The following is a 19749-nucleotide window of genomic DNA, read 5'->3' as shown; positions in this document are numbered from 1 at the left end:
TGAAAATGTTCACACATAAAAAAAGTCTGAAGCACAGCTCCAGACTTTTTCAATTACCTAAAAATCTATAAATGTTTTAGTAAACTTCTCCGGAAGAATGAGCTTTGCAATTGGCGTATGAGCAGTCCTTTTCGACGGGTTTTGTCGATTGCCAGCATCCGAACCCGCATTTTCAGGAGCATACCGATTAGCAGATAAAGCATAAACATTCCAATCAGGATAAAAAGTGATTCGGTATTGCTGATATCCCGATGGAGTAAGAAAAACAAGATTGTATTAAGCAACGACATGCTACACAGAACAATGGTAGCACCCGCATGAGATAAGCCATTATCAATCAGAATGTGGTGCATGTGGTTCCGGTCTGCCGAAAATGGAGACTTGCCCGACAGAATCCGTACCAGAAAGACCCGGAGCGTATCAAAAATCGGAACAATAAGCACTACAATGGCAATAATTGGAGCGTTAAAAAAGGCGGTGGGGTCGAAGCGGTAAGTATTATTTAGGTTAATGAACCGAACGGCGAAGAAAGAGAGCATGAACCCCAGAATCAGCGATCCGGTATTGCCCATAAAAATCTTGCTGGTACGCGAGAAATTAAAACGCAGGAAGCCAACCAGAGCACCTGCCAGCGTAAAGGCCAAACAAGCCATGGCGAAGTGATTGGTCAGCAGAAACCAACCACCAAACGTAACGCTAGCCAACATACCAATTCCCCCGGCCAGCCCATCAATTCCATCGATCAAGTTGATGGCGTTGATCAAGACGATGAAGATGAAGCAGGTAATGGCAATCGCAAAAAAATCATTGATGTGGTGAAAACCAAAAATGCCGTATAAGTAATCAATCCGCAGATCACCGAAGAAAATAAGAATCAGGGATGGAAGAACTTGGAAAAAGATTTTTTTATTCGGATCGATGCCAGCTAGATCATCTTTAATCCCAATAAAAAAGAGAATCGTCATGCCCACAATCGACAAATTCGACCGGTAGATATCCGTTTGATCAATGGCTGGCCAGAGAAAATAGCTAATAAGCATGGCTGCGAAGACTGCTATCCCCCCAAAGGTTGGCGTTGCTGTTTTATGCGAAGACCGCACGCCTGGTTTTTCCATCAGGTGCTTAATCTCGCTAATTTTTATAACAACGGGTATAGAAACAACAGCAACAAAACAAGCAACCAAAAAAGACAGTAAACATTGGTATAAACCAAGTTTGAACAGCTCGTCAAGTAGCTTATTCTCGATATAGGCAAATAGAAGATCTAAATTCATACGTATAATGTCTAATTGAGACAACTAGGACAAGCTACAACCACGGAAACCAACGAAATGTAACCTTTTCTCAATTTTAGTACAATGTATTCTTATCCAATGATTGCTTAAGCATTACCAATACTTTTTTTATTTAATGGTCCTGGTGGTTTTTACTTAAGTATAAACTGAAACACCTTCCTTAAAGGCTTGAGCCACAAGGTGAAAAAGTAGGGTTTTAATTGGTTAACTTCCCATGCTGCTTTGTCCTCCCGATTGGCAGCTAATCTATTTTTTACGTTGCGGTTACTAACGCCTCCGGTACGCATCACGACTAACACCTCCTTTAGGTAGCTGGTTTTGACTTTGTACTTGTGTAAAAACCGTAGCATCAGCTCGTAATCGGCAGCACTGCGAAATTGCTGGGTAAAAAAGCCGTATTGGTCGTACAACTCGCGCCGCACGAAAAAAGTAGGATGGGGCGGCATCCATCCCCACAAAAAGGCACCATCCTGATAATTGCCCGCTTTCCAATAGCGAGTTACGCGGTTTGTGTCTTTCTGATCTACATACACCAAATCGCCATATACGGCATCACTGCTGTTTTGCTTAAAAGTGGTCACTACCTTTTCAATGACGCGGTCGTGGCGATAAAAATCATCCGCATTCAGAATGCCAACCACATCGCCGGTTGCCAGCCGCAGCCCTTTGTTCATGGCATCGTATAAACCCTTATCAGGTTCCGAAACAACTTGGGCAATTTTGGGGCCAAATGATCGAATGATTTCAAGGGTGGAATCCGTAGACTGTCCATCAATGATAATGTATTCGATATTGGCATAACTCTGCTGCAACACAGACCCAATACAGTCTCGAATGGTTGCAGCTCCGTTGAAAACTACGGTAATTATAGAAACCTTCACGCGCTAATTTCTCTTGTTCGAACTTTTACCGCTGGATTACCTTGGTAGATCCCGTAAGCTTCCAGCGATTTGGTAGCTACCGAGCCAACAGCCAGCACGGCATGGGAGTGGCAAACAACCCCCGGGCAAACGACCGATTGAGCTCCAATCCAGACACCCGTTTCCAGCGTAATTGGCTTTACAATAAGATCAAACTTTTGCCGGCGGTAGTCATGATTACCAGTCAAGAGCATAGCGCCCTGGGAAAGACAGGCATTGGCGCCAATTTTGATAAGGGCCAAATTGTCAATCCAAACGTTTTCTCCTATCCAGACTGAGTTTTCAATAAAAAGTAACCACGGATATTTAATATTTACGCCCGGTTTGATCATTACGCCTTTTCCGATCGTAGCACCGAACAAACGAAGGATACTTACCTTGATAAATACCGGAATTGGCAAATGATTGTGGACGAAGAGGATATTGCAAATAGCCCAAAGTACAATTTTCCACTTTGGCCCTGGTTTGTACCAACTGTTGTCGTAAGCACTCAGATCAACCTTGCCCAGCGACGGGGTTTCGCTCGCCCGTTCGCGCTGCATCTGGGTGCCGTCCGACGGGCTGAAGGTCTTTTCCATATTCCGTTCTGAAAAATTCAATGATTGCTTCTTTATCTTTTCCTACCCGATGATACACTTCATACAGCTTGGCATCAACTAAAAATCGGTACCAAAGCCCCTGTAAAAAGTGCCAAATGAACCCTTTGCGGCCATCCAGAAAACCTAGTCGTACAAAGTAACGATAAAAAAAGTACAAAATAGGTCGGGTAAACAAAGGAAGTGAGGCATAACGGATTTTCAGAAAGCGTGTCCGCTCAGCCTGCGATCCAAAAAAGGCCGGCTTCACCCGTTCCGACTCGTCAAAGTTATAAAGTATATTCAGGATATCAATCACTTCCCGGATGGCGTAGTTGTTATGTTTTTGCGTCCACCAGGTTAAATTATTGAGTGTGTGATCGACAATATCGTGCTGAAAGTTCAGCGTGCGGCCTGAAGAAAGTTTAATGTGCTCGTCCATCCAGGACTCTTCACAAATGCCCTGACCGCTACGCCACAAACGCAATAGCCAGATCGGATAATAATCGCCGTGCCGAATCCAACGATTCATGAAAATAACCCGGCGTTTGACGTAGATGCCGCTTACATCGGTGGGAAGCGTAGCGAGGCGGTTCCGAATTTCGTCGGCTAGTTCAGGGGTGACGTATTCGTCGGCATCCATCCGCATAAGCCACTGGGTCTTGAATGGAATGTTACGAATGCCGTAATTGAACTGGGTCGCGTAATTTACCCAGGGATTTTGCACCACCACGGCGCCCATAGACCGGGCAATTTCAACAGTCTGGTCTGTTGAGTAAGAGTCAACAATGAAAATATGTTCGGTAAAAGGCTTCAGGCTGGCAATACACCGGCCAATGTGCTTTTCTTCATTATGCGTTAAAATAATAACCGAGATCATGAACGTGTGGCTGGATGGGCGGCTCGTGGTTGTTTTGTTGATAGAACCGATTCGTACTTTGCTAGTAATTGTTTCCCAACTACTTCAATATCGTATTTTTCCCGAATCAGTCGGGGGGCATTTAACCGCAATGTTTGCCGATAAGCTTCATTTTGCAGCATGTTTGATAAGCCAGCAGCAATCTGTTCAGGATTTGTCTCCACAACGCAGGCTGCCGTCTCTTCCGCTAGAATAGAACCATAACCAACCCGGTTGGAAACCAGTGACGGCACGCCAAATAGGAGCGCTTCCAGGACAGCCATGGATTGGCCTTCGGAATAGGAAGGCAGGGCAAAAATAGTAGCGTCTGTTAAGGCGGCCCGTTTAATTTCACCCGTTAAAATGCCTACAAGTCGAATGTGATCCTGTAATTGATACTGCTGGATAAAAGATTCAGTTTGAGCCAAATAGCCATCATCGGAACCCGCAATGACTAACAAGGCTTCCGGCTGACTGGAAATAATTTGCCGGAAACCTTCCAACAGAATGTCAAGCCCTTTTTTATGATTAATCCTGCTCAGAAACAGAACGATAGGGCGAGTGTCCGGGATGCTAAACTGCCGACGGAATGTTCCCTTTAACGGAGGATTATCAGCTTCGGCTAACTGAATACCGTTAGGAATTTCAATAACATTGGAAGGAAGGTAGCCAAAATAATCCGCTAATTGCTGGGCTTCTTCTGGATTGAACACATGAATCAGTTGGGCCTGAGCCAGAAATTTCTTCTGCATCAGCTTATCCATCAGGCTTTTTTTCCACTGGCTTTGCTGACGCGCCCACGGATCGAGAACGCCATGAATGGTTACAACAATCGGTGGCGTATCTTCAAAGAAAAAAGGAGCGATGCTGGCCCAGTGCCAAAGTCCGTGGCAATGAATGATATCATACTGTTTCCGGTTTTTTTTCAGAAACTGATAAAGCTCAAGCGAAAACTCCCGGAAAAAGCGACTGATGGGAAGCGTTCGTTGGCAAGTAAACAATCGGCTGCCGGTTGGGGCTGGATAAGGTTTGTCGTTGGGAGAAACCGGACTTAAAATATCGACCTGATGGCCCTGTGCTACCGCCACCTGGGTGTGGTCGTGTATCATGCGGGCCGGGCCTCCAATATCCCAGGTGTAACTACAAATATGTAAAATGCGCATGGCAGCAAGATTAGTGAGAATCAACGAGTCTGGCAGACTGAACCCCTGATTTACGCTGAATGCCCAAAAAGCCATCCGCCATTTCGTCGGCTACATTTTCGGGCGAATAGGGAGCAATCATTTGACGTGATACGGTGCCCATGGCGCCCAAATGGTGCTCTTCCGCAAAGCATTTTGCCAATAATCCCGCTAATTCTTCTTCCTTATACGGATCAAAAGTATACCCATTTTCTCCTTCCTGCACCAAGTCAGGAGCGCAGCCACAACGATTGGAAACCAGCACCGGCAGCCCACAGGCCATCGCCTCATTAACAACCAAGCCCCAAGGCTCAGAATAACTTGGCAAAACCAATACGTCGGCCAGCGCCAGATAGGCCGGAATTTGGTTCCAGCTAACACCCGGTCTGAAATTGACGTGAGGTATGGCTAGCTGGCGAACTTTTTCTTTCAAGGCATCACTGTCCTCCCCATCACCGACAATCAATAATCCCCAGTGACTAGCGTTTGGGGTTTCCTTGGCTTTTTTGAAAGCTGTAAGAAGCGTACTGATGTTCTTCAGGCGGTCAATTAACCGACCCACAAAAATGATGTTTTTCTGAGGTAGGTTCTCTTTATAAAGCGTTTCTTCCCGATTTTGTAAAGCCTGCTCATAAAGCTGTTGGTAGACCGCAATATCGATTGAGTTTTTTCGGGAAAGAATCTGTTCCGGACGCGCACCCAGACTAAGCATGTATTCAGCAGCTAAAGATCCGTAGCAAAAAAAGCCGTCTGCTTGTCGAATAATCAGCTTTTTAAATGATTCTTTGTAGGATTGCCGGTGGTTATCGGACTGGGTAGAATCAATCGATAGAATAATTTTTATGCCCTTCAGTTTAAGGATGGGAAATAGCAGGAGCATAGCCGGATCAAAATAACCCGTTAAATTAATCACATCGGGCTTAAAATCACGAATAGCCTTTAAAACACCCTCAAAGCGAGCTTTGAATGGCATATCTTCAATACTACCCGGAGAAATAACCTGATAAGGATACTGGTGAATGGAGTCATCAGGGCCGCCTAAACTGGCCCGCGAACGTTCACTAACCGCCAGATGGACCACCAACAAGTCAGAGGGGGTATTCTTGTTGCTCAAACTCTGAAAAAGCGCCGAATAAATACGGGCTTTATAGTGAGTCCAGAGGGTCGTGTGAACAATAAGAATTCTCATGTTATACGTTTGGGCTAAGTAAGCGGGCGGGAAGCAAGTTTTCAACGCCCATAAACCGGCTCATTAACAAATAAGGAAACCAGAAAGTATAATCATACGGTCGGCCATTCGTGAAAATGACGACGAACAGATAGAAGTAAAAATAGCCCAGGAAGGTGGAAAAAGGATGCAAATTCAAGCGAATGGAACGAATTGCCAGAATGAGCAATAAAACATTCAAGCCTGCAAACAGCACAAAACCGAGAATGCCGTGGTTTACCAGCGCTTCCAGCACCGGGATATCAAGGTAAATAAATTTGTAGCCCTGGCCCAGAATTAACCAGTGAAGGTGTCCCTGGTAAACTGCTTTGAAAAAGTCCAAACTAATTGTTCGTTGGACCGAAGAGGCATCAAAAGTAGCTACCTGATTATTCACTTTCATCCCAAGCAGCGCGTAAACATTGTCAATGTTCTTGGTAATGAATGTATCCACATAACCAGAAAGAATGTGGTAAATTGTCATGTTGCGGCGAATGAAAAACACAATCACGCCAAGAGCAATCGCCATGACAAACAAGGAGGCTGGCCGTCTCAGCATCCGGAGGGCTGACCGGATCTGCGGCATCCGAACATTAAAGATGCAAAAGATAAAGACCATAAGTGCCAAGGCCACAAAGCTGGATCGCACCAGGGTCAGAAGCTGAACACCAAGGTTGAAAACGGCACTCACAAGGCACAGTGTTCTAATGTAAGCCGGCGTTTTGGGCCTAGACGCCCAAACCAGCGAAGCAATCAGACCTATCAGTGCATTTTTGGCGAAAGGGTGAGGGTTACCGCTGTGATCGTCATCGGTACTATAGGAAATAGAAGCTCGCTGACCTATGTGCCAAAATGGGTCGCGTATCAGCGAGTAAATCAGCGCAAAATTGGAGACAATGGCAAAGAGAATAAAAATTGGGACTATATCTTTCAGGACTTCATTAGGAACGTTGATCAGCAAAAAGATAAAAATCAGTGAATAGGCTACATAAATCAAATCCGTTGCTTCTCGCGTATAAGCATAGCTCATAAAAAAGAAGTAATAAAGCAACGTTAGAAAAAGAAACCCCAGCGAGAGCATCAAAGCCAGGTAATTTGGCTTGTAAAGCTTACGAAGAAGAGTAAATGGAACCATTAAAATTAAGCCCAATGCTAGAAATGCAGCCGTAAAAACGCTGCTTCCCGGGGCCAGCTTCAAGGTTTCCTTAAAGAAAAAGATGAGCGGATTTCCATCAACAACGATGCAGATTCCGGCTGCCATCCGCATATAATCCAAACGGGATATGGATAACATACAATTATTTTAGAGTTAATCGGTGCCAGATGTACCGGATGTTGCCTGCCGCGACAAATGCGGTAATTTTTCGGATACGGCAGTACTGGCGCCAAAAACGTTCACTTTTAGAACTAGTCAACAGGGGTCGGTATTTTTCTTTGATGATCTTGCTTTCCTGATCGCCAACTTGTGAAATGGTCGAAGATTTGGCATTATCGTGATCGCGAAAACCGCCCCAGAGTTTTGTCAAACGTTGCATGCGCACGTCTGGCTGAAGGCCATAACGCGTAATGACTTCGTAATCAAAGGCAAACCGAAAGGATTCGTCAAAGTAGCCGTAGCGATCAAGCAACGTCCGCTTAAAAAAGAACGACTGATTATGAACCTGCATGCCTTCGTAGATTTGGCATTCGGCGCAGAAAGGAAGCTGACGCAGCTCTTCTGTAATGGAATCGTGCTCGTCAATCTTATAAATATTACCGAAAAATATATCTACATCCGGTGACTGGCGATAGGCGTCGGCAACGGTTTGAAAAGCGTCGGGTGCAAATAAATCGTCTGAGTTCTGGAAAGTAACAATCTCACCCGTTGCCCGGCGAAATCCTTTATTGATGGCATCCACCTGTCCCTTGTCTTTCTCACTAACCCATCCCGCCAGATAGCGTTCGTATTTGCGAATGACCTCCACGCTATGATCCGTTGAGCCGCCATCCATGATAAAATACTCCAGATTCGGATAGTTCTGATTCAACACGCTCAGAATGGTTCGCTCCAGAAAATCAGCCTGGTTATAGGAAGGAGTAACTACGGTCAGCTTCGGATACGAGCTATCCTTTGCCAACAACCGTTCCGGAGTAAAGAGCGGTTTGGTAACAAAGTCTCGTAGCGATCCTAACGATTTTGAAGTAGCGATGGCAGTCACGAAGCAAAAGTTAAAGCAAGCGGTTGCTGACAGAAGCGCAGAAACCAGATTGTATTTTTTGAATAACTAGGACAAAGGTAATGAACCTGATAGAGAATAACGAATCTAGCGATGCATCGGCTTCCACGAATAACAAGTCCTACCAGAAACTTTTGGAAAACAAATGCTATTCATAAGTTCTGCCGTGTTTGATTATCTTTTTCGTGGAACGTAAACCGTTTCGATATAGTGTACCGTTTGCCGTAATTTGGTAACTAGAGCGCCCCGTAAACCACTTAACGGATACCGATATTGCATTGGCTGCTTGCCATAAGCCGGTGAAATTTGGCTTAATCCCGCATCATATTGACGGAGTGTCGCCTGATAATCGCGCAAAAGCGCCTGAACGTCGGGGTACTGGCTGGGCTGAAAACGCGTTTGCTGGCTAAAAAGGACGGACTGATTGATTAATCCTTCAAAATTTACAAAAGCCAACGGGTGTTTGTTTGCCGCAAAACCATTCGCCGTTCGTTGCACGTTTCGTTCGGGAAGATTCCAAAGACCGACTTGCCAGCCTGGATTTTTAACGATCCCCACCGAATTGTAGAAAACCATGGTGAGCATAAGCCAAAGCTGGTCGAGGCACATGGCCTGGCAATAATCAATGTAAGCCCGCTCCGGCACCCGGCTAGACCACCAGCTTACAAAATGATTGGCTTCGTCTGACCGACGTAATGCCAGAAATCCGCTGTGGAACAAGCCCACATTTTGGAGGTGCTTTTCGTCGGGATGTTGCTGGTCACCGGGCGGATTAAGTAAATGCGGAGTTAGTAAAATAGCCTGATCCTTGTACGTGGTTTCTAGTTCCGTCAGAGGCTGGTACAGAAAAACAGTCGGATCGAGGTAAACAAATTGATGGATGTCCGAATAGTGTTGCCAGAAATGAGCCAGGAACAAAGGCTTACTGGCTTTTAGAAATTCAACCGGATTATATTGTTCAGATAAAGTACTCCAAGTCAGATTTTTAGGCAAAGAAATAGCCTGGAGCGCTATGATTTCCACATCTGTTTTAAAGCCAGCCGGTAAGTTCGCTGGCTCGTCGCAAAGGCCAATCACAAAACGATCATTCGGATGATAGCGCTTCAAGCTCTCGCGCAACGCCAGAGCCTGGGGTAATTGCTGAATCGTCGCTATCGAAAAAAATAAAGTCATAATGTCAGAAACGTGTGGACGACCAAAAGCCAATCCGTTCGCATTTAGTTAGCAACGGCTTGTTGCAATTTTTCTTCCACCGCCTGTTGAACCCATTCGTACGGTAAATCGGCGCAGGGGTAGCCTACCCGGTTCAAAATAGTAAGTCCTTCGCCTCGTTTGTAACGCCCGGAATACGGCATGTATTCGGTGAAATCGCGGGTTTTTCCGAGTAAAATAATGGCATCAACGCCGGTTGCATGGGCTAGGTGAGCGGGGCCACTGTCAATGCCAATAAATAACTGGCTGTGCCGAATGACCTCCGAAGTTTCCAGAATCGTAAGCTGGTTACACAGGTTGATGTAACGCGGATGGGTCAACGTAATCTGGTTTTCCAGGCCAATCTCAATAACCGGATAGGGAAACGTGTCCAGCAGCCAGGCAACCAGCTGATTCCAAAGCTCCGGACGCCAGCCGCGCTCGGCATAGCTGGGGAGGCAGTGAACCACAATGGCGTTGGTAGGTAAATTCAGTGAGGCTACTTTCTCGCGAACTGCTTTGGAAGGGTACAATTGCGGTTGTCCTTCCAGGGCAGGGAGTCCGGCGGCCTGCGAAAAGACATGCAGCAAGTCGCCGTGAAAATAATAATTGGCGTATGTCAGGTTTTTGGCGTCAGCGATGGGATTCACGTGGTCGTCGCCACAATAGTAGCAATTCCGGTGCGAAAGATGCAGGTTGTAGTACTTGTCAAAAATACCCGACTGCATTAGCTTGATCCGATGACTCACGCAATACTCAACCAGATAGCCATTGATGTGCGGATTGCGTTCGACCAGTTCAACGTAGGGTTTACGCACCACCCAGATAATATGGTCATTGGGGTGAAGCTTTCGAACTGCTTCTGCGATGGGTTCGCAGGCAACAATATCCCCAAATTGTTCACTTAACAGAATCGCGATTAATTTACGATCACCAATGCTTTCTTTAAGGCGGGATAATTCAATGTAATCTCGTCCAAAAAGGTAATATTTATTCGCAATATGGTTGATTTTCTTCCGACGGTGTGTCCATAAAGCGCTAAACCGTTGCCAACTTGTCATAAATAAACGTGCCTGCTATTTCTATCGTCTCATACCCGGTGGGCCACACAAAGGTCTTCTTTAAACACAGAGGAAGCAATAGAAATTTCCCTAATGGTTTTCTAAAGTGGAAATTAGCTTGTTCAGCGGTGATTTTAAAGCTTTTCGGATTTGTTGATAATAGAGAATCTTAGGTGGCTTGATGTAAACGCAGGGATACGTTCGGTATACATCATTGCGGTTGTTGAGTAAGCGCTGTCGGTATAAATCGAACAGAGGTGCAATGTCCGGCCGGTTTTCAAAGGTAAAGCGATTCTGGTATTTCGACACATCCTGGGGCTTGTATGGACCATAGCCGCTGTAGTGGAAAAATTGCAAATCAACTTCGCCATTAACACGCCAGACGCCCTGTTCTTCACTGAAAAACCGCTCGTGCAGGTTCCAATAGGCGGCGTTGTAGCCGGGGTGCTTTTCAATCCAGACGCCTTCGTGATAAATAGGCGCAAAATTAACCCAGTGCTGATCAACGAATAAGCCTTCGCAAAGGTCTATTCGGCACTCGTAGACGAGGCGCTGCTTCCACCAGTTGACAAACCGCTGGCTTTCCGTTGTTTTCTGTAAGCCTATGAACCCCAGATTAAAAATCCCCGTGTTAAGGTGGTGCATCTCATTGGGGTTCAGCCAGTCATTCACGGGGGAGCAAATATGGGGCGTTAAAACCATGTTATACTCCGTGAGGTGCTGGCTCAACCGAGTGAGCGGCTGAAATATAATAATATCTGGGTCGAAATAAATAACCTGGGTCGCTTCCGGGTGATTGCGGAAGAAGTAATCAATATAGAAAGGCTTGACCGCCGTATTTAATTCGGTGATGTCGTAGCGATCGCACATCCCGGCAAAATCCTCGATTTCAATCTGATCCACTTCCAGCATGGGGTAGGGCGGAATGAGTTCAGCGGGTAGATTAGCCCCATCCAGTTTGTCAACCAGCCCAATGACGTATTGCCAGTCAGGATTTGTCTGTTTCAGGGAATCGCCCAGCGTGCGCGCTTGAGCCAGGTAATTTATCGAGCAAATAGTAAATGCCAGTGTCATAGTGCTTTAGCCGTCAGTTGATGAATCAGGTCCAGGAGTTGCTGCGTACTTTGGTTGCTGGAATGGCGCTCGATTACTTTCTGTTCCAGGCGTTGGCCCATTTGCTGTTGCTGAGGGGCGTTTTCGGCTAGATGCATAATGCGCTCAGCCATTCCGGCCAGATCAAGATACGGGACCACATATCCGCCATCGTCGCCAACAAGTTCGGGAGCACCGCCTGCTTCCGTAAAGCAAAGTACCGGAACCTTACTCAAGCCCGCTTCGAGCACTACCAGCGGATACGGATCTTCGCGGGAAGTCAGGGCCAAAACAGAGAAATGCGCCATGTATTGCAGAACAGCCGGTGTGGGAGCTACCAACCGGATACGGTCGGTTAAACCTGCCTTTTGTACATCCAGCATGAGCTCGTCGTGCAGATTTCCCTCGGGCATTCCCACCCAGACAAAATAAATAGGTAGCTTACTTTTACGAGTTACTAATGCGGCAAGATTAATGAAGAGGTCATTGCCTTTCCGCCACTCGGCATTGCCGCAGCCTCCCACAATAAACGCGTCGGCCGGAATGCCCAACTGTCCCATCGGATTTGGTAACTGTCGAGCCTGAGAAATCTGCTTTTGCAGACTGGGTAGATCAATCAGCGTGAACAGCACAATTTTGTCTGCCGGAACACCGTGCTGGGTCTCATAATAACGGGCGGTGGCCTTTGAAACCGTCAGTACCCGATTGGCGCGTTGAAGCAGATGACGAAGCTCAGCCGCTTGCGTATACAAGCGCACGGACATGGCTAGTTCGTGCACAAAAGCAATAACCGGAATCTTATCGGAAAGTGCTAATTGCGCGAACCAATGTCCACTCGTAACGGTGTTGACCAGAACCAGATCAATCTGATCGAGCTGAAGCGCTTGCTGCAACTGAGCTCGTTGACGAGCCTGTTTTTTTTGCCAGAGCGGTTGCCAAAGCCCTAGTTTCCCCAAAACTTTATCCGTAAATGGTCCGGCTAGGGTTGGGCTATTAGTGGCAGGTTGAATGGTCACCGAAGCCAGTTGCTTGTATTCATCCAATAGTGGACCGCCCTCGCCCAGCAGTAAATGCATCTTGATGGACTGATTACTGAGCAACCGCATGAGTTGCAGCAAAACTAACTGCGCGCCCGCCCGGTTAGCATCGTGGCCGATAAGAAGTAGGTTCAACACAATTGAATGGAATAAGCCATAGCAGAACGAATTCTGATTAGCTTCTGTAAGCTCCGTAAATGAATGGGACTAATTAATAGACTTCGTAACTAGGCTTGGGTAACTTTTTGGGAGGGTTTCCCATGTAAACGCCCCATTCCTCGGTCGGTTTATAAATCGCGGAAGCCATACCAAGCAGCGTTCCCTGCGCCACGTGTAAATAATCGCGAATGGTGCTATTAACGCCAAAAAAGCAGTAAGGTTCAATCACGCAATGCCCCGACATAACGACGTGTGAGGTGAAAAAAACGTGATCTTTTATCTGGCCGTGGTGGCCAATGTGATTGCCGCTCCAGAGCACAACATTATTGCCAATGGTGGTGAACGGTTGAATCGTGTTATCTTCCAGAATAAAACAGTTCTCCCCAATTTCATTCCCAAACAGCGTTGCTTTTGAGCTGACGTAAGAAATAAACCGATATCCTTTTGCTTTGGCCTCCAGATACACTTTTTCCCGGTTCCGGTTCATGTTCCGAGCGGTCATCGGGGCAAAAAAGTGATACTCCTCCGGCGAATACAGATTCTCTACATCCTCGAAAGGAACAACTGGTAAGCCACGGAACTGCGTTTCTTTCAGGTATTCCTGATTGACAGTAAAGGCCACAACCTCGTGTTCAGAATCATGAGCGAGGTAAAAATGGGCCAGTTCAGCCGTATCTAAAACTCCAAAAATGACAACTTTAGCCATGTGAATAGGTATGGATTAGCGAATGAAAACAACAGGTATCTTTCTGTTTAAACAAGCTCGAACTCGTCTAACATTTTCCGAATGGCGGGCACATCGTTATGCATAAGAATGTCAATGATGGACAACCAGGGAATAAATTCGCTGGCACCAGCCTGCTGGTAGGTTACCCGCTTTGACTGCAAAAAAAACAAATCAATGCCAGAATCAGCAAATAGCGATTTATCATAAAGCTCCATCCCGCCAATTGGATTGATATACCGGTTTGCTTTTTCCTGTTTACAAATGTCCAGAATGCGTTCCTGCGCCTTCAAATGATCATTTCCATAAACAGTAGAAGTAGGAATTATTTTTGTGTTAATTCCCAGAAATTGATTCAGCGTAACAAAACCTTCCTGAATATAAGCCGCAATGTTAGGTGCTTCTTGATTAACAATTTTTTCTAACACGGGAAAAACAGCCGCATAATAAGGCGCTTTCCGGTAGCTCTGCTCCATTGTTTTCAGCAGTTTGGAGCGCCATTTAGCATCACTGCTCAGTTCAATTTCGCAGATTCGACGGTTCTGGCTAGCATCTTTGAGCGGGATGGTAAAGAGAAAATCTTTGCCATTCACCAGAATCCGGTTTCGGTTAATCCAGCCTCGGTTGATAAATGCCACGTCATCATAAAAGACAAACGTATCAACGGTATTCATTAGCTGAAGATAACCAATGTACGGCAGGAAATATGGCTGCATGATAGCCAGTGTCATAGTGTGGTGGGGCAGGTTAATCACCTAGGCCGAGTTCGAAAAACAAAGTGCTTTACGAAAGGACAAAAGTGGGAGCCTATTTTAGTTTGCGTAAATAATAATCTTCTCCGGGCACAATCAGGCCGTGGATGGTTGTATCCGTTCCAAGACGTATATCACCGGGCTGCGGTTTAATTACGTTTTTCGAGAAAAACAGGTAATCAGCCTCACGCGGAATGGGTTGAACGCCTTGTTCAAACGGATTAATTGTAATCAATCGCCGCGATAACGTTTTGCCGTATAGCGGGTACTCGAAATCATCGTTGATTGTTCCCAATGCAACCGTCGCCGAATCAGGAACTAACTCGTCGAAACGTTTATAAGGCGTATAAATGTCGGGTCGGTACAAGGTCATTTCGTAGATACGTTCCCCGGCAAATGCCGACGGGCGACCGAATGCAGGGAACGGCAGGCAACGCTCGTTCAAAAAGACTGCCAACACCCCGGAAATGCTTCCCAATATAACGACTAGACCTACGTAAATCTTGCCGAGAAGGCGACCCGGACGGCTAATATCCAGCCGGGGACTGGCGAAAATCAGTCCCAAAAATAAAGCGCCTAACAACCCTGTTCCTACAAAATACCGGCCTTTAAACGGGTCGTATGGGGCCGAATAGGAGAGGGCGGCAAAGTGTAACAGCAGGGCAGCAGCAATAAATAAATGGGCTTTTGAGCGCACCACCCCAATTAGCGTCAGAAACAGCAACGGAAAGATCAAGGCAAAGCCCAGAACACCCCAGTACGGATTGACATTATAAAAGTCAAAGCGCCGGTTAAAGGTGAAAGGAACAATGGTAAAATCGGTTTCCTCGTCCAGACGCAGATGAAGCGTATCTTCGAGCCAGACGAGCGGTTTCCGCATGGCGACATTCATGTCTAAGCCCCATTGCGTATTACGCAGACCGTCCAGATTGACATGGTCATAGCCGTAACGAACAAAATTGCGAGAGCCTTCTGCCAACAGATTACGAAAACTGCCTGCCCGCTCAACCGACTGGTGCTTCAAGGCTGTTGGTGGCCCAATGGGGTGTCCAAATGCAGAAATGTTTTTCAAATACCCCGTTGGAAACGTCCACAGGCACATGCCTACGGCAATAGACAACGCCAGGCGAAGGGTACGATTAAAGAAAATACGCAGGTCGGGTGCCCAGAATACCGTGTAAATCATGATCACAAACACCGACGGAAGCAGAAGCGTGAACGTAACCTTATGGCCATACGCAATGCCGAAAGCGGCCCCCGCCAGGTATAGATAGCGATAATCCCGACTGTTGTGGTAAGAAAACAGGAAATACAACAGAGTACCCATGTAAGCAGTCAGCACAATATCGGTTTCGGTTGTGGTAGCCTGCATCAATACGTCTGGAAACAGGGCGTAGGCAAGTGCCGCAAAAAAGCTGGCCGACAAGGAGCGTGTAAGGCGTTGGGTACTACCAAAAACCGCAACAGCGGCCATCCAATAAGCAAGGTGATGAATGAGCTTAAAGGCGTTTTCAAACTTCCCGGTGATGAGATATGAATAAATCTGAAGCGTACAGACGCTTTTAGGATAAGTATCTATATTCCAGTTTGTTCCCCCAAAATGCTTCATTGAACCCCGCTGGATATACTGCATTACCCGGTTTAAATGCCCGGTCATGCTGTCCCATTCGTTGGGAACAGTAAAGAGAACCAGCAATAGGTTCGTTATGGCGATAATGCTTAGCGCAAGAAATAAGGTACCAAAGATAATTTTCAGGTAAGTGGATAAAGAGCCGTACCAATCCCGAAAAGTCCCGCGACGTTCCTGAAGCAATTCACGAATAGCCCAGCGCTCCTGATTAGGAACCAGCTTACTAAAAGCAAGACGAAGAAGGGTTGTCGTCAGAAAAACGGAGACAGCCCAGGCAGGCGTAGTTGCCGTTAAAGAAAGCCCCGAAAGAACAAACCCAGTTAGGATAACGCTTCCAGCGAACAAGATAAACGAAACCAGAATCCATTCGGTAAGCGAACGCCGAGCGATACCGGCTGCTGTGTTGCCAATGTAGAAAAGGAAAAGGGCAAATGCGAGCAGGTAGAGGACTGTCATAGATAATGGGCAATAGTAATTAAAGACAGACTTCACGAACAGAAACTGCTGGTGAAAGCCTGTCTTTAATCACTTACTAGAAACTCTTGTTAATAATGGTACAAATTCGATCAACATCCGTTCTATCCAGATCAGGATACATTGGCAAACAAAGCACCCGTAGCGACATATCTTCCGAAACCGGACAGGGCTGATTGGAACGACTGCCGTATGCTTGAATAAAAGGCAACGTATTCAGCGACGGATAAAAATAGCGCCGAGGAAAAATCTTCACTTCATTCAGCGCATCCCGTGCTGCCAGCAACTCAGCTTCCGTTGTGAAGGTGATCGGGTAGTAGGCGTAGTTGTAATCAAGGCCTTCAGCTTGCGCAGGTTTGCTAAGCTTATCCCAGTTCAGCTGGGCATCATACCAGCTGAAACGTTCTTTTCGGGCGGCAATCAGATCAGGAACTTTTGGCAGGACACAAAGGCCCATCGCCGCGTGGAATTCCGAGTTTTTGGCGTTGATTCCAATATCGAAATAATCATCATTGCGGTGGCCAAAGCTCCGGTACAAACTCAATTTTTCGGCCAAGGCATCATCGTGGCAGATAATAATTCCACCCTCCACAGTATGAAACACCTTGGTCGCGTGAAAGCTGCACGTAGACACGTCTCCGTAAGAAAGCAGCGACTGGCCGTTATAGTTTGCTCCAAATGTATGGGCGCCGTCGTAAATAACCTTAAGATGGTGCTTATCGGCTATCTTCTGAATGGCTTCAATCTGGCAGGCGTTTCCGTAAACGTGAGTTGCCAGGATGGCTTCCGTATCCTCTGTAATAACCCGCTCAATTTGCGCCGGATCGATGGTGTAATCCGAAGGGAGTATGTCAGCAAAAACAGGCGTGCATTGCTCCCAAATAATGGTATGGGTCGTGGCACAATACGAAAAAGGCGTTGTAATCACTTCTTTCGTAATGTTCATGGCCTTAATCGCCATCTGAAGAACGACGGTACCGTTACTGCAAAAAAACAAGTGTTTTACACCCAGGTAGTTTTTGAGCTGCTCTTCTAGTTCTTGGAGAAGTGGCCCATTATTGGTTAAATGGACGCGTTCCCAGATGCCTTTTAAATAGCCGACATAATCGTCTAAATCGGGCAGGTATGATTTTGTTACGTTAATCATTCAGAATTTTTTCTTCTACCGACTCCATATGAAATTGAAACTGTGGCCGAACATAACCCGGCCATTTACCGTACCAGGCTACATTTTCGCGGTAGTCTTCGATATCAAAAACAAGTTCTTCTTCCAGATTGAACAGCGGTGTAACGGTGTCTTTCACAATCATAACCGAGACGGTGTAACTGCCATCGTTAAGGAAGTAACCCGGCACCCGCAATTCGCCACTGATCAAACCCTTGTTATACTCCTGGGAGGGTGTTCCAACGTTGAAAATACACTCGCCAGTCATGGAGTTGAGATGCAGACTCAGGTTCAGATTCGCCTTGTCCATCATATTCCAGAACTCGACCTGGATGCGGAACGGCGTGCGAACGTCAATATGGGTCAGGTTGTCTTGATAATCGGGGATTAATTCGATGCGCTTGATGCGAACCAAATCGTTGCCCGGCGCTTCACCAGGTGTATTCCAGGTACGAACCAGACGAGTTTTAGAAACTTTACTCAGGTAATTGGCAAGTACCTGGTTGGTTTCGCCCTGCTCGATCAACTGCCCCCGCTCAAAATAGAATGTTTTATTGCAAAGTGCCTGAACGGCCGTCAGGTTATGGCTAACAAACAGGATAGTTCGTCCACTGGCTGATACATCGCGCATTTTACCCAGCGATTTCCGCTGAAAATCAGCATCACCCACGGCCAGTACTTCGTCGACAATCAGAATTTCAGGATCGAGGTGGGCCGAAATAGCAAACCCCAAGCGCACATACATCCCGGACGAGTACCGCTTTACGGGTGTGTCCAGAAATTTATGCACACCAGCAAATTCAACGATTTCGTCGAAGGAGCGCCGGATTTCGCTGCGGCTCATGCCTAAAATGGCACCATTGAGAAAAATATTTTCCCGGCCCGTTAATTCGGGGTGAAAGCCGGTTCCAACTTCCAGAAGACTGGCTACCCGGCCCCGGATACGAATCTGCCCGGTAGTAGGTTCAGTGATTTTACTCAGCACTTTGAGAAGGGTAGATTTCCCCGCTCCGTTGTGCCCAATGATGCCTACACGGTCGCCCTGCTCAATTGAAAAGTTGACATCACGTAGCGCCCAGAATTCTTCTTTTGCCCTTTCCTCTTCGCTCTTTTTGCCTTTGAATAACCGATCCATCTGATCAGAAAAAGCATCCCGAATACTCTTGGGTCCCTTGCTTTTCTTATGATCAATAATGTATCGTTTGCTGATGTTTTCTGCAGAAATAACAGACATAGTTTTTGACGGCGTTAAACAAACAGAGTAGCAATAGCTACTAAGTCTGCATTAAATTTCATCCACAAATGTGTTTTCCCGTTTACGGAAAATGTAAATGGAAATGAATAAAAATACGGCAATAAAGATAGCGGAATACAAAATGCTATTAGGATCGAAAAAGGCCCGATCTCCCAAAAGCGACCAGCGAAAACCGTCGATGATACCTACCAATGGGTTTAAGATGAAGTATTTGTAATACCAATCATTGGCAATATTCCGGCTGGTATAGGCAATCGGACATAAGTAAAAACCAACCTGTACCATAAACGGGATCAGGTGGACAATGTCGCGGAAACGAACGTTTAAAACGGCAAAAAACAACCCAATCGAAACGGCCGCCATGAGAGCCATCCCAATAAAGAATGGAAGAAAAATAAGGTGCCAGTCGGGCAGATATTGATAATATATGGCCAAGAGAACAAATAAGCCCAAAGAAACCAGAAAGTCAATAAAGCTGACAACGATGGAACTTAGGGGCATGATCAGGCGCGGGAAGTATACTTTCGTTACCAGATTCGCGTTGGCGGTTATGCTGGTACTGATCTGCGTAAAGGCGTTGGCAAAGAAGGTCCAGATTGTGATACCTGCTAGTACGGTCAGCGGATAGGGGATACCAGGATCGCCTTTAAGTTTTGCAACAGAGCTAAAGACAAAAACCATGATGATCATCGTGGTCAATGGCCGAATAACGCTCCAGGATGTGCCCAGAATGGTTTGTTTGTAGCGGACCGAAATATCCCGCATGGCAAGAATGTAGAGCAGCTCCCGATTTTTCCAGAGGTCTTGCCAGTAATGTCGCTGGGCCCGGCCGGCCTGTATAACAACTTCGTGATTTTTCACGTAAAATTTAGTTTGCCGTTCCTTGCGGTAGTGAGATGGCCCCAATGCCGCAAGGA

Annotated in this window: 18 protein-coding genes; all 18 read right to left on the bottom strand. The window is 46.3% G+C overall.

What is annotated here, in order from left to right; all coding sequences use genetic code 11:
• Positions 1 to 65 precede the first annotated feature (65 nt).
• Entirely contained in the window at positions 66 to 1274 is a 1209-nt protein-coding gene (locus L0Y31_RS17235; protein WP_234734324.1) for a glycosyltransferase family 4 protein, read from the bottom strand.
• Positions 1275 to 1426: 152 nt separating this feature from the next.
• Positions 1427 to 2176, bottom strand: coding sequence for a glycosyltransferase family 2 protein (locus L0Y31_RS17230; protein ID WP_234734323.1), 750 nt, complete (start codon positions 2174 to 2176; stop codon positions 1427 to 1429).
• Complete coding sequence (locus L0Y31_RS17225; protein WP_407084041.1) at positions 2173 to 2793, bottom strand: WcaF family extracellular polysaccharide biosynthesis acetyltransferase; 621 nt, start codon at positions 2791 to 2793, stop codon at positions 2173 to 2175. The genes L0Y31_RS17230 and L0Y31_RS17225 overlap by 4 nt, the downstream gene beginning before the upstream one ends.
• Complete coding sequence (locus L0Y31_RS17220; protein ID WP_234734322.1) at positions 2711 to 3670, bottom strand: glycosyltransferase family 2 protein; 960 nt, start codon at positions 3668 to 3670, stop codon at positions 2711 to 2713. The genes L0Y31_RS17225 and L0Y31_RS17220 overlap by 83 nt, the downstream gene beginning before the upstream one ends.
• Positions 3667 to 4851: a glycosyltransferase gene (locus L0Y31_RS17215; RefSeq protein ID WP_234734321.1), complete on the bottom strand. Its 1185-nt coding sequence runs from the start codon at positions 4849 to 4851 to the stop codon at positions 3667 to 3669. Before L0Y31_RS17215 ends, L0Y31_RS17220 begins: the two co-directional genes overlap by 4 nt.
• Positions 4852 to 4861: 10 nt before the next feature.
• The gene (locus tag L0Y31_RS17210) at positions 4862 to 6058 is read right to left on the bottom strand and encodes a glycosyltransferase family 4 protein (RefSeq protein ID WP_234734320.1); all 1197 of its coding nucleotides are present in this window, start codon (positions 6056 to 6058) and stop codon (positions 4862 to 4864) included.
• A 1-nt stretch (position 6059) separates the two neighbouring features.
• The gene (locus L0Y31_RS17205; RefSeq protein WP_234734319.1) at positions 6060 to 7370 is read right to left on the bottom strand and encodes a hypothetical protein; all 1311 of its coding nucleotides are present in this window, start codon (positions 7368 to 7370) and stop codon (positions 6060 to 6062) included.
• A 4-nt stretch (positions 7371 to 7374) separates the two neighbouring features.
• Positions 7375 to 8274, bottom strand: coding sequence for a glycosyltransferase family 2 protein (locus tag L0Y31_RS17200; protein WP_234734318.1), 900 nt, complete (start codon positions 8272 to 8274; stop codon positions 7375 to 7377).
• A 192-nt stretch (positions 8275 to 8466) separates the two neighbouring features.
• Complete coding sequence (locus tag L0Y31_RS17195) at positions 8467 to 9465, bottom strand: hypothetical protein (RefSeq protein ID WP_234734317.1); 999 nt, start codon at positions 9463 to 9465, stop codon at positions 8467 to 8469.
• A gap of 44 nt (positions 9466 to 9509) precedes the next feature.
• Complete coding sequence (locus L0Y31_RS17190) at positions 9510 to 10544, bottom strand: glycosyltransferase family 9 protein (protein WP_234734316.1); 1035 nt, start codon at positions 10542 to 10544, stop codon at positions 9510 to 9512.
• Between the two features lie 90 nt (positions 10545 to 10634).
• The gene (locus L0Y31_RS17185) at positions 10635 to 11618 is read right to left on the bottom strand and encodes a glycosyl transferase (protein ID WP_234734315.1); all 984 of its coding nucleotides are present in this window, start codon (positions 11616 to 11618) and stop codon (positions 10635 to 10637) included.
• Positions 11615 to 12811 carry a glycosyltransferase family 4 protein gene (locus L0Y31_RS17180; protein WP_234734314.1) on the bottom strand — a complete coding sequence of 399 codons (1197 nt, stop codon included), beginning with the start codon at positions 12809 to 12811 and terminating at the stop codon, positions 11615 to 11617. The genes L0Y31_RS17185 and L0Y31_RS17180 overlap by 4 nt, the downstream gene beginning before the upstream one ends.
• A gap of 73 nt (positions 12812 to 12884) precedes the next feature.
• Positions 12885 to 13538 (bottom strand): acetyltransferase, encoded by a 654-nt coding sequence (locus L0Y31_RS17175; protein WP_234734313.1) that lies wholly within the window; start codon positions 13536 to 13538, stop codon positions 12885 to 12887.
• A gap of 47 nt (positions 13539 to 13585) precedes the next feature.
• Positions 13586 to 14287, bottom strand: coding sequence for a WbqC family protein (locus tag L0Y31_RS17170; protein WP_234734312.1), 702 nt, complete (start codon positions 14285 to 14287; stop codon positions 13586 to 13588).
• A gap of 76 nt (positions 14288 to 14363) precedes the next feature.
• The gene (locus tag L0Y31_RS17165) at positions 14364 to 16394 is read right to left on the bottom strand and encodes an ArnT family glycosyltransferase (protein ID WP_234734311.1); all 2031 of its coding nucleotides are present in this window, start codon (positions 16392 to 16394) and stop codon (positions 14364 to 14366) included.
• 76 nt (positions 16395 to 16470) lie between these two features.
• A complete protein-coding gene (locus L0Y31_RS17160) occupies positions 16471 to 17559 on the bottom strand; it encodes a DegT/DnrJ/EryC1/StrS family aminotransferase (RefSeq protein WP_234734309.1) in 1089 nt (362 codons plus the stop codon).
• Entirely contained in the window at positions 17552 to 18811 is a 1260-nt protein-coding gene (locus tag L0Y31_RS17155) for an ABC transporter ATP-binding protein (protein WP_234734308.1), read from the bottom strand. The genes L0Y31_RS17160 and L0Y31_RS17155 overlap by 8 nt, the downstream gene beginning before the upstream one ends.
• A gap of 51 nt (positions 18812 to 18862) precedes the next feature.
• Positions 18863 to 19693, bottom strand: a complete 831-nt coding sequence (locus L0Y31_RS17150; protein WP_234734307.1) for an ABC transporter permease — start codon at positions 19691 to 19693, stop codon at positions 18863 to 18865.
• Positions 19694 to 19749 lie beyond the last annotated feature (56 nt).

It is taken from the genome of Tellurirhabdus bombi (genome assembly GCF_021484805.1).
Taxonomy (GTDB): domain Bacteria; phylum Bacteroidota; class Bacteroidia; order Cytophagales; family Spirosomataceae; genus Tellurirhabdus; species Tellurirhabdus bombi.
Note: the sequence above shows the minus strand (reverse complement) of the source record. Positions and strands in the feature narration are given on the sequence as shown.

What these genes read in the sequence shown, in the direction of transcription:
- L0Y31_RS17165 (WP_234734311.1), bottom strand. Translation starts at nt 16,394, where the DNA reads ATGACAGTCCTCTACCTGCTCGCATTTGCCCTTTTCCTTTTCTACATT.
- L0Y31_RS17185 (WP_234734315.1), bottom strand. Translation starts at nt 11,618, where the DNA reads ATGACACTGGCATTTACTATTTGCTCGATAAATTACCTGGCTCAAGCG.
- L0Y31_RS17205 (WP_234734319.1), bottom strand. Translation starts at nt 7,370, where the DNA reads ATGTTATCCATATCCCGTTTGGATTATATGCGGATGGCAGCCGGAATC.
- L0Y31_RS17225 (WP_407084041.1), bottom strand. Translation starts at nt 2,793, where the DNA reads ATGGAAAAGACCTTCAGCCCGTCGGACGGCACCCAGATGCAGCGCGAA.
- L0Y31_RS17190 (WP_234734316.1), bottom strand. Translation starts at nt 10,544, where the DNA reads ATGACAAGTTGGCAACGGTTTAGCGCTTTATGGACACACCGTCGGAAG.
- L0Y31_RS17210 (WP_234734320.1), bottom strand. Translation starts at nt 6,058, where the DNA reads ATGAGAATTCTTATTGTTCACACGACCCTCTGGACTCACTATAAAGCC.
- L0Y31_RS17170 (WP_234734312.1), bottom strand. Translation starts at nt 14,287, where the DNA reads ATGACACTGGCTATCATGCAGCCATATTTCCTGCCGTACATTGGTTAT.
- L0Y31_RS17155 (WP_234734308.1), bottom strand. Translation starts at nt 18,811, where the DNA reads ATGTCTGTTATTTCTGCAGAAAACATCAGCAAACGATACATTATTGAT.
- L0Y31_RS17195 (WP_234734317.1), bottom strand. Translation starts at nt 9,465, where the DNA reads ATGACTTTATTTTTTTCGATAGCGACGATTCAGCAATTACCCCAGGCT.
- L0Y31_RS17235 (WP_234734324.1), bottom strand. Translation starts at nt 1,274, where the DNA reads ATGAATTTAGATCTTCTATTTGCCTATATCGAGAATAAGCTACTTGAC.
- L0Y31_RS17220 (WP_234734322.1), bottom strand. Translation starts at nt 3,670, where the DNA reads ATGATCTCGGTTATTATTTTAACGCATAATGAAGAAAAGCACATTGGC.
- L0Y31_RS17160 (WP_234734309.1), bottom strand. Translation starts at nt 17,559, where the DNA reads ATGATTAACGTAACAAAATCATACCTGCCCGATTTAGACGATTATGTC.
- L0Y31_RS17175 (WP_234734313.1), bottom strand. Translation starts at nt 13,538, where the DNA reads ATGGCTAAAGTTGTCATTTTTGGAGTTTTAGATACGGCTGAACTGGCC.
- L0Y31_RS17215 (WP_234734321.1), bottom strand. Translation starts at nt 4,851, where the DNA reads ATGCGCATTTTACATATTTGTAGTTACACCTGGGATATTGGAGGCCCG.